Source organism: Pseudomonas sp. DR 5-09 (assembly GCF_001655595.1).
Classification (GTDB): domain Bacteria; phylum Pseudomonadota; class Gammaproteobacteria; order Pseudomonadales; family Pseudomonadaceae; genus Aquipseudomonas; species Aquipseudomonas pharyngis.
Genome location: NZ_CP011566.1, coordinates 6,243,541 through 6,259,174, shown reverse-complemented (window position 1 = coordinate 6,259,174; position 15,634 = coordinate 6,243,541). Strand labels below are relative to the sequence as shown.

Here is a 15,634-nt window from a genome sequence, read left to right as displayed (position 1 = left end):
GTAATTGGTAATGACAGAGACAACGAACAAAATTCAAAAATGGTCGTATCCCCTGAAAGTTGGAACAGCTGAAGCGACCGATCCGCAGCAGTTCTACAAAGCGTTAGCTAAAGCGAAGGATGGTTACTACCCATTGGGGGCCAATGGTCTTTGGCATGGTGGTGTTCATTTCGATGAAGCTTCGGGGTTGGTGAAGGATCTGACGGAGGTCAGGTGCATCGCTGATGGAGAAGTCGTCGCCTACCGTATTGACGAGAAATATCCGACTTCGGATTTTGGCTCGACGCACTCGGTTTATTCGACGGGGTTTGTGCTGGTTAAGCATCGACTTGAGTTACCGGCACCTCCGGCGCCTGCAGCCGGGGCGGCCCCGGCAAGCTCGCCAGTGGCAGGGCCAAGCCTGACTTTTTTCAGCCTCTATATGCACTTGCTGGATTGGGAGGGTTACAAAGCGAACCCTACGCTTAAAGACCGGCCGGGCTTTTGGGGAAAGGGGCTTTATGAAGTTAAGGCCAATGCTCCAGACAAGCCTTTGGGTATCCGGATGCGAAGTGGTAACGCCGGGCACTTTCCCGTCTTGGCAGTTTTGCCCCGGGGGACGACCGTGGTTACACAACCTGCCCCAGCGAATCAAATGTGGGTTGCGGTTATCAGCGTTAGTCCTGAAATCGCAGGCTTGCCTGCGGGCGGATGGGTATATAAGGGGCAATTGAAAGACTTGGGAGGTGGCAAGTATTTTGTGGGTAACGAAGCTCAAGATCCTGTCCCTGGAGGCGCTCAGCACGGAGCGAATATCCGCGGCGCCCATACCAGCGGCCTCCCGCTTAGCCACTTACCAGCAGGCGCACAAGTACGGCTTGGTGACGAAGCGACACCTAACAACTTTCGTAAACTCGCCGAAATCGTCAGTGGCCAGGCGACTCCGGCCTTAGCGCCCGGCGCGGATGGGAAGCTTCCTGGGTTTATTTGGTTGCAGTCACTTACGCCAAAGAGTGAGCCGCACAGCCCAATGGGAGATGTTGTTGTTCTCTCTCCGACATACAAGATCAAAGCTGGTGAGATTCTGGGGCATGTTGGCAAGTATCAGAACCATTCAGATGCAGCTCCGAAGAATCTCTTGCACCTAGAGGTTTTCAGCTGTGAGGATGTGAAGGCGTTCACTGAGCAGAGTAAAGCTAAAGCCGCAGGGGCCCCCGTCGCTGAGAAATCGATAGTCAAAATACCTGTAGGCACCAAGCTTATTACCCACGTGCAAGGTATGAACGCTACAAATCCTCCTAAAGCATCAGACGCTGGGAATGATGTGGGGTACGATTTTTATGTCCCTGTAGGATTGCTGGAGACGCTACCTGCGGACAAAAAAATAAAACAAACAGTCACAATGGGGCAGTCAACGACAACCACGTATTGGTGGCGTCTAGATGGTCTTTTGGGGGACAAGGACGGTAACGGGATTGATGGGTGGTTTGCGGAGCAAGACATAGTCATTTCGCGACATTCACCATTTGAGTGGAATGGCTTCGATTTTATCGAAGAGACCACCAGCAACGCTGATCACTTTGCAGCGTTTTTACATGCCCAAGAGAATCTCAGTGAGCAGGAGCGTGAAGGCTATTTGCCAAACGTGGAGGCGGCTATTGCGGGTTCCGTTAACGAGAAGCTGTATAAAATACTTGATCGGGACGGGGATAAAAAAATCGCCCCGACTGAGATTGCAGAAGCATTGAACAAACCTTGGTTCTCTCAGCCAATATCGCAAATGGTCACCCGTTATGAAAATGAGTGGGACTTTAAAAAAGATAAGTGGGATGCCCTAGACGAAATAATTGGGCATAGCGATTCTGAACCCCATGAAGAATGGGTAGAAGAAAAGGCGCGAATTGAGAAGCTAAGTTGGTGGAGCAAGCTGTTGGGTCAGCATGGAATTACCAGCAATGCGAGTGTGCAACATATTCATCCTATTGGGCTAATTTCGTCATTTGCACATGCAGGTGGTTGTAGCTGCTCGGATACCATTACTAAAGATCAAATGAAATTGATCGATCCTTCAGCGACTCAGGCTAATATTGATAAATATACAGATCTTTTAGGTGAGATGTTTGAGAGGTCTGGGGTAGCTAAGTGTATAAGTAAGGCGCATATCCTTGCGCAAATGCTGCACGAGAGCGGACATCTGCACTACACAGTAGAAGGTCTCGACCCAGATAAACCTTTGCCTACATATCACCCTTACATTGGTCGTGGTCTTATGCAAATTACCCATAGAGTCAATTATGAGGCCTATGGGCAGTTTGCCGGTGAGAGTTTTATAGGTGCGCCAAATTATAACAAACTCGGTCAGTTGCCGCATAGCGTACTGTCGGCGGGATGGTATTGGGTTGACTATAAAAAAATACTCACGCACTCGGATGCCGATGATTTTATATATTGCACGATTTTAGTGAATGGTGGTTTGAACCATTATGATGAAAGATTGTTGTTTTTGAACAATGCTTTGAAAGCCTTGGATATTAAAGGTTGTGCGAAGTTGAATAAATCTGGCGCCTATGATTTGCTCGATAGCAAGGCATATAATAAAGCTAAGTTTTCCTTTGCTTGGGGTCTGTGGAGCGATCCCGCGGGTGGAAAAGCTGGGAAGACACCGGATGCTGCGCAAGCAATAATCGGATATAAAAGGTTCTTGGATTTATATAACTCGGACTCGTCTGTTAGTGGTAATACCAATACCACTTACTATGCGTCAGGACGAATAGCATCGGTAGCTAAACAGTACGCGGAAGCGCGTATCGTCGCACTTGGGGGGACCTTATGATCAAAGTAGCTGTTTTTTTTATTCTCACGTTCATGGCAACAGCGGCAAGTGCGAGCTCTGGCTGCGAGGCTGACCTGAATGGAGATGGAATCTGCGATCCGTATAGTGTTAGCCCACTCGAGGATGACGGCACAATTTCGCGAATCACTATCGATATTGGCGGGAGTAATAAGTCTGTTTCGGGAAATTTTGAGCTTGGAGACGGTGGGTTGTCTGTAGGTTATTTACCAAGTGAATTCTCGTTGCTGCTGGATTTTTATACTCGTAATACAGATCTCACGCAGTTCAGTTTTAAATGGAGTTCTGCGCAGCAAGATTGGGTTCTCTATAAAAAATCTACTTGGGTGGAGCCTAGTAGAGATGAAAAATATACCTTGAGTGGTGAGAAGGCGCCAATTGAATTGCTATTTCCTCAGCAATTTAATGTTCAGCGTATAGCGTGTTGCACTTTGTTTTCTCAATTCTCAGAAAGTGCACCGAATTTTAGCTATTTGAGTGATGAGACTCAGCTTGCAGAAATCAGGAAAGACTTCAAATATATCCTTAGCAAGCTTCCTCAGGGTGAAAAAGGAGAATTATTTTATGGGCTCGATGATAGCGGGAATAAGGTAAGGCGGAACATTCCCCAAGAGCTGGTGTATGAGCTGACTTTGATTGTTGCTGATGATAATGTCGGACCTTTAAATGACTATGCTTATTATTTGTATCGCAGCAAAAACAATGTTTTAGCTGCTTTGCTTTTGAGGGAGATTCATAAAAAATTCCCGGAGAGAGTCGTTGCAACACTAAATTTGGCAGATGCCTATTGGGATATAGGAATGAGGTCCGACGCATGTCCGCTTTATAAGGAATACATCGCGCAAATGACAAAAAACGGAAAAGGTGGACGTATTCCACAGGCGGCGAAATCTCGGGAAAACTGCAATTGAGACGAGCCGCGTTTTTCAGTGAAAGTTAGGCAAGTACATGCAATTCAAAAATCTAGCGGTACCACTGCTCGGCTTGATGTGGACCCTCCAGGCGTTTGCCGAGACGTCGACGTTCAGCCCAACCCAAGGCGTCGAGGCGGCGCTGGTTCTCGAAGGCTCCACGCTGAACATCGCGGTTAAAGGCGAAACGCATAACGAGTCGCGGACAATCGATTTTCAAGCCGAAAACGAACTCCATGTGCAGGTCGATGATTTCAATTTTGACGGCGCCAAGGATTTCGCGGTCCGGCAGCTCGATGACGGCATGGGCACTTACGACTACTACCGGGTATTCATTTACCAAGCCAGAACGGGCACCTTCAAAGAGTTACAGCCGGACTGTGGCGATGGCTTCGTTAATTTGCGTGTCGATAAAAAACGTAAAGCTTTGCTCAGCACCTATTGGGAAATGAACATAGCCAAGCAATGCGTCACCCGGTTCGCCAAACGCAAAGCCTGAATGACTCAAGGAAGAACATAGTGAAACGTTTTGTTTTTACCCTGCTGGCCGTGCTGCTGCCTGTTTCAGCAGTGTATGCGCAGGATGGCTGCAGCAATGTCACCTCTAGCCTGGAAATGGTGCCGTGCTCGGAGGCGGCGAAGAAGGCTGCCGATACGCAGCTGAACGTCAGCTACAAGCAATTGATGGCGCGGCTTGAGTCTGACTATCGAGCAGATCCGGCATTGGGCGCGGAGTACGCGGCGAAGGTTAAAGAGTCGCAACGTGCATGGCTGAAGTTGCGCGATGCGAATTGTCCGTTGGAGGCATTCGAGATCGAGACGGGGATGCCAGCGCATGTGTTCGCGGTCAACTCGTGCATCGCCAGAATGAGTCGCGAACGCTCGGCGTATCTGGACAAGATCGTCCCTGCTCTTGCATCCGACAAGAGTACTTCGACAGCGCCGGCCAACGGCGCTTGTCCTTCGGAGGAGTTCCCTGCTTTCCTGACAGCCTTTTCCGCCAGCAGTGAATTACAGCGCCGTCTCACTGCGATGACGGTCAAGTCGCTTGTTTTGAAGCCGGTAGCAGGCAAGGACCGTAGTACCTTTGAGCCTTCGACCTCGGGCGTCAGCGGAGCTTCCTTCACCTACCCGCTGATGGCCGCCATCACACCCGGCAAGACACCTGGAGTCGAGATTGAAGAGGTCGATGACAGTCACGTCAACGTGGTCGATAAGCGGGCGGGCAACAGCAATGTGAAAATCTTCAACTTCTCTCGTCAGGCATGTTGGGTGCTTGAGGGGATTGAGGATTGGTCAGTGAGTGAGAAGGATCTTGTCGCAACTCGTAACCCCGGAATGAGCCGCGCTGAGAATTTCTGCGAACAGCGTGCTGAAGCTTTAGGAGGGTTAGGTTTTCTTGAGCAATACCCTCTGACTGGGGAGTTGATTGAAGCGTCTCTGGAAAACTATGTCTGTGCAGCAGAGTCGGGTGACCCACAGGCGAGTCTCTCAGCGGCAAGCTTGAGCCTTTCGCAGATGGCGTCTCAGTTGGAAACGAGCAAGGTTGAGGCGTTGTTCAAAGCGGCCTCGAAAATACCGAGTGGTGCGTTGGGCTATGCCACGTTTCTTTGTTCAGGAAACTCCACCGACTATAACGGTCCTTGTCTTCATCCCAAGCAGGCAGAAGAGCAGGTCATTCGAGCAATCAACATGGGCTCCATAGAGGGAATGAGTTATCTGGCTTCTACCTTTGAGGGTGGCGAGTTGGGAACAAAGGATATGTCCCGAGCATTAGCCTGTTATCAAATGGCGGCTGACAAAGGTCATCGGTTGAGCATCGACAACGTGGCGCGATTGAAGTCGCAAGGTCCAGAGCCGATCAAGGCGAGCCACTGCATTTGAATTTCGGGTTCATGCTTGATGCGCTTCCGCACTTGTTGGGCGTGAGCCTGTCACGGTAAACGTTTAACGCTTGTGCATCTGACAACCCCCATTTTCCTTTAAACTCCCCGCCCTCAAGGAACGCGCTCAGGACACGGAATGCCAGCCCCCTCTTTCTCTCTTCGCTCCGCGATGGTACTTTGGCTGTATGCCGCCGCGATCGTGCATGTGCTCGCCGGTCTCACGCTGACCTGGGCCGGTCATTCCGGATTACTCGACGGCTATTTGAACACCCTCGAACTCGCATTCTGGGGCGCCGATGCGGTCCCTGCCGCCGGTCACGAGCAGCAGGTATGGTGGCTCGCGCTGTTCGGCGCGACGCTGCAAAGTTATTCGCTGTACATGCTTGCGTTGGTGCACCTCGGCAACCGTTTTAAAGCTCCCGCAATTTGGGGCTGGTTGATGGCTGGTGTTCTGTTATGGGCGCCGCAGGACATGTGGCTTTCAGCTCAACAACAGGTCTGGTCGCATCTGTGGCTCGACGGTTTTGCGCTGCTGGTGCTGTTGCCGCCGCTGGTCTGGTTGCTGCGCCATGATCGTCGAAAATCCCCACCAGAAAGGACCGTGAGCAAGTCCAACCCCTTTGTCGGCGGCGCCTACAAGCGTGTGCTGATCACCGGGGGCACCGGGTTTATCGGTGAAGCCGTGGTCAATCAATTACTCGACGCCGGCCACACGGTCAGCGTGTTGGCGCGGGATCCGTTGAAAGCGGCGAACCTGTTCAACGGTCGCGTTCGCTGTTTGCGTTTGTTGAGCGAACTCGGCTGCGACGAACCCTTCGACGTGGTGATCAATCTGGCTGGCGCACCGGTCGCTGGTCCGCGCTGGAGCCCCGAACGGCAGGCGCAATTGCTCGCCAGTCGGGTCAACATCACTGAAGCGTTGATGACCTGGCTGGAAAACGCCAGGCACAAACCGGCGCTGTGGATTCAGGCCTCGGCCATAGGTTACTACGGCGTGCGCGATGCCAGCGAAAGCCTCGATGAACAGGCCCGCAAGGGCGACGGTTTCATGGCCGAACTCTGTGCGTGTTGGGAGGCTTCGGCGCAACCCGCCACGCAGTTTGGCGTGCGTCAGGTGGTGCTGCGCCTCGGCGTGGTGTTCGGGCCGGGCGGTGCGCTGCTGCCGTTGCTGATTCCGTTTCGCCTGGGTTTCGGCGGTCGCATGGGCGATGGTCAGCAGATCATGAGCTGGGTGCACCGCGACGATGTGATTCAGGTGATCGCTCGATCCTTCCACGATGAAAATTTGCGCGGCACCTACAACATGGTCGCGCCTGAAACCATCAGTCAGGCAGCCTTCGCCGAGAACGTCGGCAAGGTCCTCAAGCGTCCGGTGTGGTTCCACATTCCTGCAGCGCCGGTGCGTGCGTTGGCCGGGGAAATGGCTCAGCTGTTCTTCGACGGTCAGCGTGTGGTGCCGCAGCGTTTGAGCGAAGCGGGCTACACGTTCCGCTATCCGACTCTCGACGCCGCGCTGCGCGATCTGGCCTGAGGATCGCCCATGAGCAAGCCCCTGATGTACTTGCTGGCCGGCAACGGCAGCGCCGCCGATTGGTGGGATGACGCGCTGCCGCATTTTCAGCGTTACGACGTGGTGCCGCTGGAGCTGCCGGGCTTCGGCGCCAACCCGCAGCCGCCCTGCGAGGATCTGGCGGCTTACGCCCAGGCCTTGTTGGCGATGACGCAAAAGGGCAGCGCGATCATGGCCGTCGGGGTCAACGCGTTGCTGGTGCTGCATGCGCTGCAACGCCGGCCCGGGCACTTTTCTCGCAGTGTGTTGCTGGCGCCGGTGGGCGCCTTTTTGTGGCAGCGACGATTGCCGGCGCTGATGTCACCGCTGCCAATCCGCAGGACTATTCACTGGCTGTTGTCGAACAGACCCACGCTGTTCGCGCACAAGTTCTCCAACCAGACCTGGACGCCCGCGCAGTATCAGCGCATGGGCGCCGGTTATGCGCGCTGCCGTGCGTTTGTGCCGCACTGGGATCTGATCCGTGCGGACACCGCGCTGCCATTGCTGGAGTGGATCACCGACCCGGTTGAACTGGTCTGGGGCGATCAGGACAAGGTACTGGGCATCGAGCAAGCGGCCGCATGGTCGGCGATTCTTGCGCGCGCAGACCTGACTATCAGCCTCAAACCCGGTTGGGGTCATTACCCGTGGATCGACGCGCCCGCGCCGTTTGCGCAGTGGCTGGAGTCGGGCGAGCGCGGGTTTGTCGCGCACACCAAGGGCGGGCGTTTGCGTCTGGCGGAACTGGCCCGGCAACCGGTGCCGGCGGCGCTGACCCTCAACGATTGCAACGACCCGCGACTACCGGTCTTTCTCGCCCGCCAACCACAGGCGACTTGGGCGGTGCGCTCCTCCAGTTATGGCGAAGATCAGGCCGACTCGGCGAATGCCGGTTTGAGTACGACCTATCTGCGCGAGCCGAGCGCCAACGTGCCGGCGCGCATTGCCGCGCTGACTGCCGAAGGTGTCGAGGAAGTGGTGGTGCAGCGCTTCATCACGCCGCAGGTGTCGGGCATCGCGTTTGTGCGTCATCTGTCGGTGGAGCTTGAATGGGTTGAAGGTCATCTTGAGTCCCTTGCCGACGGTCAGATCAGCCCGGAACGAGCGACGCTTTCGCGGCTCGGCGATGCCTGGCGCAGCGGCACGTTCACGGCCGCCCACGGTTTGACCGAAGACGTGCTGTGGCGCTTTCTCCAGGATGTCTTGCGGGTGTTCCACTATGTGCCGGGCGATGTCGAATGGGCCTGGGACGGAACACAGCTGTGGCTGCTGCAATACCGACCGATCAGCGACTACGGCTGGCGCCGGCACCTGACGGCCGCCAACATCGCCGAGATCCTGCCGCCGCAACCCAGCGTGCTGGTGGAATACGCCCAGCGCCGGGCCGCCGCGAGCATTCCGGCGATCATGGCCCGTTGGGATGCGCGGGTGTTGCAGGACAACGAACCGTTCACGGCCGTGTTTGGCGGTGCGTCTTACATCAATAACGACCTGTTTCTCGCACGTTTGGGCGACTGGGGCATCAGCGCCAGCAACTATGCCGGTGAAGTTGGCGGCGCGACCCCGCATCTGCCGTGGCGACCGCTGCGGATGTTGCGTTCGCTGCCATTGTTTCTGCGCATGCAGCGTATCGCTCGCGGGCATTTGCTGAGCCTTGAACAGGGCTTGCAGCGCTTCGACCGGGAGCTGACCGACCTCGTCGCCCAGGGTGCTGACGGTCAGCAACTGGCCGACTGGTTCACCCGTTTCTATGTGTTCGTGGTGCAGGGCAATCTGTGCATCGCCACGGCGCTGGCCAGCAGCGGCGGGGACTGGCTGGGCCGACCGCCCACCGCTTACGACAACCTGGAAAACAGCCCCCATCGACTGCCGTGGGAGACCGATCCGGCCACACCTCGACCCGCGTCGAATGCGCTGCCATTACAGGTGTTCCCGCAATGGTCAGGGCTGATCCGCCTCGCGTATTCAACCGGCCTGCCAGGCCTGCGTGGTTACTACCTGCAAGTGCGCGAGTGGTATCGCGACAACCTGATGCGCATCTTCTTCCGCCTGCATCACGCCATGCCACTGGCGGATCGCGAACACTGGTTTGCGCCGCACCCGGACGTCCGCACGCGCGACGGCAGCTTCTGGCAGGACGGCCGCGAAGGTGCCGAGCAAGCCACCGGATTCATGATTTACCCGGGGCAGGTGCGGGGCATTCTTGGCGAAGACATCTTGCTGGAAGACACCCTCGATCCCGGGCGCCACGCGCACTATCAGGCCGCGCGGGCGGTGATTGCGCGGATGGGTGGACGGTTGTCGCATGGTTCGACGTTGTTGCGGGAACTGCGCAAGCCTTCGGCGGTGATGCCGCAGGTGGATCTGGCGTGGATCGGGTGCGAAGTGTTGTATCGGGATGGTGAATTGGAATTGATGAATTCGAAGGATGTGAAGTGAAACGACTGCTGGTGTTATGCATGAGCTGGTTGCCAATGGCCGTTCTGGCGGCAGGTGTCTGCAATCAGGAAACTGACTCCAAATATTTCTTATCGCAATGGCCGGAGAGCGGCGCAGATCCGGAAGACATACTTTCCAGTCTCGATGGAAAAGAATTCTCTATCGAGCCAGGCCACGTGGTCTTCCGTGGGGACCTAAATGGCGATGGTATCGAAGACTTCATCTTCAATTCCCGCGTAGGCATTGGCTCATCGATGGACAGCACATTCGCCTTCCTGATTCAGTGCCGCGGTTACTTGAAGTATTCGGGCGGCGATTATTTCGCCGGGGTCAAAGTTCTGGACGGTCCGCCCAAAGGTGGCGGTGAATTCAAGGACATCGAGATCTACTCCTACATCAGGGACAAGCGAGGGCGGATTCGCTACAAGGGCGAAGAGGGCATGACCCGACCACATCTGTGGCAATTCAACCCGCAGACACAGCGTTATGAAGGTCAGTCTGAGTAAGCCAACGGTTTTCACTGCAGTTATGGAGTTAGTACTTGAAAGGATTTTCGATTGTTCTCGGCAGCTTGCTATCAGCTGCCACTTCCATGGCATTCGCCGCCGATCCCGACTTTAAGGATTACGCCGTCACCCCCGTTTTCAGCGGCCCCAACCATGAGCCGGTGCAGCAAGAACAAAGCAACGCGGTCATGGACAGCACCCGTGCGAAGGCCCTGCAAGGCAAGGTCAACTTCGCCGGCCATTACATCCTGTACAGGTTCGGCTGTGGCGGCGGCGCCATTTGTGGCGAAGTGCTGGACGCCCACAACGGTGATGTCGTTGGCGGTCTTCCGAATGCCTACGACGGCAGCACTTTCGACACGACGTACCTGCCCGATAGTCGCTTGATCATCATTTCCGGCGTCACGCTCGATGGCGAAGAAGACGCCCAGGGAAATCCTCTGGAAAACCGTAACCGGGATCGGTACTACGAATTCGTGAACAACGAGTTCCGGCTGCTTGGCATGACCGACGTGGAATCGCCGTCGATTGATGAGGAATGAGTGGATGAACCGACTACTCGCGGGCAGCCTTTCGCTGCTGCTCTCGCTTCCAGCATTCGCCGTTCCCAAGGATGCCTACACCCAGCGCGATGTCATGCAATGTGGCGGCGTTGAAGTGGTGATGGTGTCGTCCTGCCGATCCGTGACGGTGGATGCCGCAGAAACCCACCTCATCCCGGTTTGCTCCGACCAGGCGATCAACATTGGCGGCAAAGTGTTGCGCCGCAACATCGACAAGGTTTCACAGCTCACGTCTGACGGTAAGAAAGCGAAGATGCTGAGTAACGTTGTCGTGGCGATGGATTGTGTGAAAGGCACCAAGGGCAGTCTTGTTTCGATAGGTGGTTATGGCGGTTGCGGCGCCTGCCCTGAATGGCGAGGGTATTACTCGACGGCGGGGCGATTGGAGCAATACAGCTTCGATAACAATCAGCGCTCATTTGGTTCGAAGGGTTCCTGGGAAGAGCTGATCAAGGCTTATGGCGTGACGAAGAGGCAGTTACAGTCGGAAAGTCCGTCAGTGAAAAGGATCGACTATGGGCAGCCTTAAGTGGGTATTGATGATCGGCAGTCTGTGCAGCGCTATGGGCGCGTTTGCCGAGGACCCGCCAATAGTCGGCGTCAACGGGAACACGGTGTCATTTCGGGCTACAGAATGGACGACGCCCGGTGTGGATTCGGCGACTGCGTGGTTTACCGCAAACGGCAAAACTTTTCCCCTCTTCGGCGCCGATATTGGCGCCGATGGGCACTCCAATATGCTCAGTCCTGACAAGAAAACCTTGCTGCTCGACCCGGTGATTTTCGGCATGTTGTCGGACGAAAACGGTGAAGAGAAGCTAGTGTCGCAACAGCATTGCACGGTTATCTCAATGGAGACCGGTTGCGTGCTGGCTGATCGTTCGGCCACTTTTTGTGTCGGCCAGTGGAAGGGCAATCAATGGGTTACCGACGACGGCGAAGTGCTCACTCCCGCCCTGGAGACGAGGTCTCCAAAGGACTTGCTGAAACATGTCACAAGTAACGAACTGGCGCAGTCCCGAGTAGAGTCCATCGAATGGGGTCTGGTCTTTTTAAGTCCAGAGTCCTACATGGCGTGTCATCCCCCGGCGCAAAATGTTCAGGCCTATAACGACCTGGGCTTTTACTTGGCCGAGGGCGGTAACGATGAGCTTGCACTGAAGTTTTATCGCGGCGTTGAGGCCGTCGGAAAACGCACAGTGTTGATGTTGAATATCGCCGACTCGCTCTGGCGCCTTGATCGCAAAGACGAAGCGCAGCGCTATTACAGCCAGTACCGCGACGCGATGAGCGCCGACGGTAAGGCGCAGAAAATACCTCAACGCGCAGTTGAGCGATCCGTCATTCAGGGAATGAAAAATTGAACATGTTTGTGCGCTTTATCGCGTTGTCCTTAGGACTGCTGTCCGCTTCAGCCGCGTTCGCTGAGGACACTTGCAAAGTCATCACTGTGAGCTGGCAATACGACGAGTGTGTGGAAGCCGACCGCAAGAGTGCCGACGCAAAGCTCAATGCCAGCTACAAAAAGCTGATGGCGCGATTCGAATCTCGATGGAAGCCTGAGCCCGAGCAAGGAAAGGCTTACATGGCCATGGCCAAAGAATCGCAGCGGGCCTGGATCAAGTTGCGCGATACCACTTGCCCCCTCGATGCCACGGATGTCGAACCCGGATCGCAGGCATATACCTTGGTGCTCAATAAGTGCATCGCCAGAATGAGTCTAGAGCGTGCAGCCTTCCTGGATGCGGTCGTTCCGGATGGTCCGAGTGAAGTGGTCGATGTCGCCAAGGTTTCCAGTTCTGCTTCGCAACGATACGGCGATGTGGTGGCTCGTTATGTCACTACGTTTGGTAGCCCCTGCCTCAATGTTCAGATCCTCGCGCCCGAGGGCAATTGGCGGGTGCTCTCCTCAAAACGGTTTTGCAGTTTTAACGGCAAATCGTTTTGGGATGGTTACGCCAGTGCCTTGTTTGAGGATCATGCATTCACTTCGGATGGTTTACAGCTGACGCTCAGCTTGTTCGAGCTTCGTGAGGAGGCAGAGAAGCGCCTCGCCTGTGTAATTCCGATTCAAAACGAGCAAATCAAAGAGCTGAAATGCGGCGCACCTGAGTCATCGTGAAACCATCAGCGTAAATATTTAGAAGATTGATCAGCAGGGAAGTGATCGGAATTGAACAGGCTCTTAAGTTGTTTTGGTGTGCTCGGGCTTATCGTCGGCTTGTCGACTCAGCCGGCATCGGCAAGTGACCCTCAAACCATCGGTGAACTGCATCCTCCGGTGGTTGCTTCGTTGGGTGATCAAAAGATCACAGTGTTCTTTTTGAAGAACAACCTCAAGGGTCAGGTCAGGGGCGTGCATGTGCCACGTGCCGAGATTTTCTACGCGCCCATGAATGCGGTGAAACCTACGCTGAATTATGTGTGGAAGGTTGAGGATGAACAAATTGCCTCGGTGTTCTTCTTCGAGCGCAAATTCCCTGAGCGAGCGGGGAAGTCCATGTTTGTCCTGACAAAACACAAAGTTCTGGACGAACATTTCGAAGGAGATTCCTATTCGGTGCTGGAACTTCCACTCTTCAAGGACGGCGATCACTTGGCTTTGCAGTTCTTTCGGGGTGACCTGCCAGATCCTGAGTTACAGAACTGCCTTGACGGTATCAATCGGGAAGATGGCGTAGAAGTCGAGTGTGCTTACAAGGATGCGGCGAGCATCAAGAAGTACTTGGCGGATCTGGATGGAAGGATGATTTCGGACTCGAAATTGGATCAGGGCAACCGTCAGAAGCCACTCAAAACTGATGGTGACAAGGCCAGTGTTGCTTGCCCCTCACCCAACTTTTCAACGTTCCTCTCAGCCTTCTCTGAACGCGCGGACGTGCAGAAAGCCTTCGTCCAGCAGCCGCTGAAAATGGTCACGACCGTGGCCGGTGATCCCGAGCCCGAGATGCAAAAAAGCAGCCTCAGCGGCGATCAGCTCAAGTTCCCGATTATCCCGGATCTGGCGAAGCGAGAGGCCCAGGGCCTGACGCTGACCGTCAAGGAAGAGCAGGGTGATCACGCCGTCGCCATCCTGCAGAAACCGGATACCGATTATGTCTTCGAGTATCGGTTTGTTCGTGGGCAATGCTGGCGGCTGGAAGAAGTGATGGATTACTCGCTTTGAAACAGGTGGCAAGTTGAAAAGATTAGGCTTGATCGCGTTATTGCTGTGTTCTTTCTCTGCGGGGGCGGGGCCGATGTTCCCGTCTCTCACGTCGTGCAGGGACGTTGGCAGCGACTGTGCGCTGGCGCTGAAGGACAACTTTCTGGTGGACTCACACTCCGGGCAGCGTCTCTCCGAGATGGAGGAACCGGCAGGGGCGATGAGTGGCTTTTGGCTGTACCGAGATGGTGAACGCTACATCCTTCAGGAAGAAAACTACTCCCAGGCGAAGTCGCGTCGTTGGCTGGTTTTCACCTACGACAGCGGCAAAGTGGTGCTCGACGGCGCTTATGTTTTCTCGATCGACATTGATATGAACACCGGGCCCTACTGGCATGGTTATGACTGCCGAGGTGATGCCAAGCCGCTTGCCGTGCCAACGAAAGACTCGTTCAGTGAAGTCGCCTTGGAGGCGTTATGCGGGGAGGCCGAAGGCTGGGTCGTCTCGGGCGGGGATGCCAAGGTGCCGGTGTCGGCCAAGGGGCTGGCCGTCAGTGTTCCCGTTTATCACGCCCGCAACCGTGAGGGGTCAGCGACGTACCTGTTTGCTGAAAGCGATGTCCCGGATCTTTCGAAACTGGTTTGCCTGTCCAACTGTGCTGATGTCGCGCAAACGCCGGAGCGCGTTTCTCAGGAGACGGCGCTGTTGAAGGGCGGGCAGGATGAAACGTTGTGCTCGGATGACGAAGACATCTACTTTAGTTGCCCGTTGCGGGGCGGAAAGACGGTTTCCGTTTGTGCGACGGGTAACAGCAAGCCCACGGCCGGTTCTGTTCAGTACCGTTACGGTGTGCCGGGTAACGTCGAGCTGATCTATCCGAAGAACGCTATGCCACCCAAGGGAAAGTTCTTTGTTGTAGATGCGTCGGAAGGCAGCGTGAACCTGAACATCATCAAGTTTAAAAGCGGTGCGTATACCTACCTCGTTAGCCAGGCCTTCGTAAGTTTTCTGACGGTGCTCAAGGGAGACAAAGTTGTATTCAGGCAGCGATGCGGCTCAGGAAGTTATTCCTTCATAAACCGGGCGGCGCTCCAAGGGTTGGAGTCTCGACCAAAAAGCGCAGAGGACTTTCGCTAGTTGCTGTTGCCGAGGCTCAGGAAAGGGGACTCAACGTCCCCTTTTTTCCGCCCGCGATTCAGCTACGGCTTGGCCTGATACTCCCGAAACTCAATGTGATCGAGCGTGCCTTCCACCATCAACCGCACGCCGTCCGCCATTCTGCTCAGGCCCAGCGCCATCGAGCGGCGGGGGCCGTCGAGGTCGTCGGCCAGGTTGGCGGCGAAGGCGCTGATGGACAGGAGGTCTTCGGAGGCGTTGGCCATGAGCGCTTCGGCGTCGGCGTTGGGGCAGAGGGCGAACAGGCCACCCAAGCGTTTTGGGCGTGGGGTGGTAGGTTTGAAATGGTGGTCGAGGGCGCGTTCGGCGGCTTCGTGGAGTTTCTTTGAATCGGGGGATTCGTAGGGGGAGGTTTCCGGGTTTTCTGGAATTTCGGGGGGATTCGGTGTTGGTTTGATCATTAGGTCTTGCTCCATGTTTTAGGAGCCGACACCGTTTTCGCTCGCACTTCGAAAGTGGTGGCAGCTGTGCATAGGTGTGCAAGACCGGTGGAGCTATCCGGCAGGCTCGGAAGCCTCCCACACACAGCCGCCATAACGACCCGCGAGCATAGGAAAATGCCCGATGAATTGCCATAAGCGATTGTGTGCCCCACCGGACTTGCACGTCCGAGTCACCGATTTTG

The 15,634-nt window shown here is 55.3% G+C and carries 14 protein-coding genes; 13 read left to right on the top strand and 1 reads right to left on the bottom strand.

Going from position 1 to position 15,634, the window contains the following annotated elements; genetic code table 11:
• Positions 1–10: 10 nt before the first annotated feature.
• From PDR5_RS28285 to PDR5_RS28225, 13 genes are all read left to right on the top strand, one after another.
• Complete coding sequence (locus tag PDR5_RS28285) at positions 11–2,812, top strand: glycoside hydrolase family 19 protein (protein WP_064600453.1); 2,802 nt, start codon at positions 11–13, stop codon at positions 2,810–2,812.
• Positions 2,809–3,741 (top strand): tetratricopeptide repeat protein, encoded by a 933-nt coding sequence (locus PDR5_RS28280; RefSeq protein ID WP_172829512.1) that lies wholly within the window; start codon positions 2,809–2,811, stop codon positions 3,739–3,741. The genes PDR5_RS28285 and PDR5_RS28280 overlap by 4 nt, the downstream gene beginning before the upstream one ends.
• 37 nt (positions 3,742–3,778) lie before the next feature.
• Positions 3,779–4,240: an XAC2610-related protein gene (locus PDR5_RS28275; protein WP_064600452.1), complete on the top strand. Its 462-nt coding sequence runs from the start codon at positions 3,779–3,781 to the stop codon at positions 4,238–4,240.
• A gap of 20 nt (positions 4,241–4,260) precedes the next feature.
• Complete coding sequence (locus PDR5_RS28270; RefSeq protein WP_064600451.1) at positions 4,261–5,625, top strand: lysozyme inhibitor LprI family protein; 1,365 nt, start codon at positions 4,261–4,263, stop codon at positions 5,623–5,625.
• A 138-nt stretch (positions 5,626–5,763) separates the two neighbouring features.
• The gene (locus tag PDR5_RS28265) at positions 5,764–7,158 is read left to right on the top strand and encodes a TIGR01777 family oxidoreductase (protein ID WP_082934453.1); all 1,395 of its coding nucleotides are present in this window, start codon (positions 5,764–5,766) and stop codon (positions 7,156–7,158) included.
• A gap of 9 nt (positions 7,159–7,167) precedes the next feature.
• Positions 7,168–9,618, top strand: a complete 2,451-nt coding sequence (locus PDR5_RS28260; protein ID WP_064600448.1) for a hypothetical protein — start codon at positions 7,168–7,170, stop codon at positions 9,616–9,618.
• Positions 9,615–10,124: a hypothetical protein gene (locus PDR5_RS28255; protein ID WP_111539323.1), complete on the top strand. Its 510-nt coding sequence runs from the start codon at positions 9,615–9,617 to the stop codon at positions 10,122–10,124. Before PDR5_RS28260 ends, PDR5_RS28255 begins: the two co-directional genes overlap by 4 nt.
• 86 nt (positions 10,125–10,210) lie before the next feature.
• Positions 10,211–10,666, top strand: a complete 456-nt coding sequence (locus PDR5_RS28250; RefSeq protein ID WP_039765437.1) for a hypothetical protein — start codon at positions 10,211–10,213, stop codon at positions 10,664–10,666.
• Positions 10,667–10,670: 4 nt separating this feature from the next.
• Complete coding sequence (locus PDR5_RS28245) at positions 10,671–11,216, top strand: hypothetical protein (protein ID WP_064600446.1); 546 nt, start codon at positions 10,671–10,673, stop codon at positions 11,214–11,216.
• A complete protein-coding gene (locus tag PDR5_RS28240; RefSeq protein WP_064600440.1) occupies positions 11,203–12,051 on the top strand; it encodes a tetratricopeptide repeat protein in 849 nt (282 codons plus the stop codon). The genes PDR5_RS28245 and PDR5_RS28240 overlap by 14 nt, the downstream gene beginning before the upstream one ends.
• A 2-nt stretch (positions 12,052–12,053) precedes the next feature.
• Positions 12,054–12,809 carry a lysozyme inhibitor LprI family protein gene (locus PDR5_RS28235; protein WP_064600436.1) on the top strand — a complete coding sequence of 252 codons (756 nt, stop codon included), beginning with the start codon at positions 12,054–12,056 and terminating at the stop codon, positions 12,807–12,809.
• Between the two features lie 51 nt (positions 12,810–12,860).
• Positions 12,861–13,853, top strand: coding sequence for a hypothetical protein (locus tag PDR5_RS28230; RefSeq protein WP_237233760.1), 993 nt, complete (start codon positions 12,861–12,863; stop codon positions 13,851–13,853).
• Between the two features lie 28 nt (positions 13,854–13,881).
• Positions 13,882–14,970 (top strand): hypothetical protein, encoded by a 1,089-nt coding sequence (locus tag PDR5_RS28225; RefSeq protein WP_237233757.1) that lies wholly within the window; start codon positions 13,882–13,884, stop codon positions 14,968–14,970.
• A gap of 62 nt (positions 14,971–15,032) precedes the next feature.
• Here PDR5_RS28225 and PDR5_RS28220 read toward each other — a convergent pair whose 3' ends face one another.
• Complete coding sequence (locus tag PDR5_RS28220; protein WP_064600434.1) at positions 15,033–15,410, bottom strand: DUF6124 family protein; 378 nt, start codon at positions 15,408–15,410, stop codon at positions 15,033–15,035.
• Positions 15,411–15,634: the final 224 nt, after the last annotated feature.

What these genes read in the sequence shown, in the direction of transcription:
- PDR5_RS28285 (WP_064600453.1), top strand. Translation starts at nt 11, where the DNA reads ATGACAGAGACAACGAACAAAATTCAAAAATGGTCGTATCCCCTGAAA.
- PDR5_RS28280 (WP_172829512.1), top strand. Translation starts at nt 2,809, where the DNA reads ATGATCAAAGTAGCTGTTTTTTTTATTCTCACGTTCATGGCAACAGCG.
- PDR5_RS28275 (WP_064600452.1), top strand. Translation starts at nt 3,779, where the DNA reads ATGCAATTCAAAAATCTAGCGGTACCACTGCTCGGCTTGATGTGGACC.
- PDR5_RS28265 (WP_082934453.1), top strand. Translation starts at nt 5,764, where the DNA reads ATGCCAGCCCCCTCTTTCTCTCTTCGCTCCGCGATGGTACTTTGGCTG.
- PDR5_RS28260 (WP_064600448.1), top strand. Translation starts at nt 7,168, where the DNA reads ATGAGCAAGCCCCTGATGTACTTGCTGGCCGGCAACGGCAGCGCCGCC.
- PDR5_RS28250 (WP_039765437.1), top strand. Translation starts at nt 10,211, where the DNA reads ATGGCATTCGCCGCCGATCCCGACTTTAAGGATTACGCCGTCACCCCC.
- PDR5_RS28245 (WP_064600446.1), top strand. Translation starts at nt 10,671, where the DNA reads ATGAACCGACTACTCGCGGGCAGCCTTTCGCTGCTGCTCTCGCTTCCA.
- PDR5_RS28240 (WP_064600440.1), top strand. Translation starts at nt 11,203, where the DNA reads ATGGGCAGCCTTAAGTGGGTATTGATGATCGGCAGTCTGTGCAGCGCT.
- PDR5_RS28235 (WP_064600436.1), top strand. Translation starts at nt 12,054, where the DNA reads ATGTTTGTGCGCTTTATCGCGTTGTCCTTAGGACTGCTGTCCGCTTCA.
- PDR5_RS28220 (WP_064600434.1), bottom strand. Translation starts at nt 15,410, where the DNA reads ATGATCAAACCAACACCGAATCCCCCCGAAATTCCAGAAAACCCGGAA.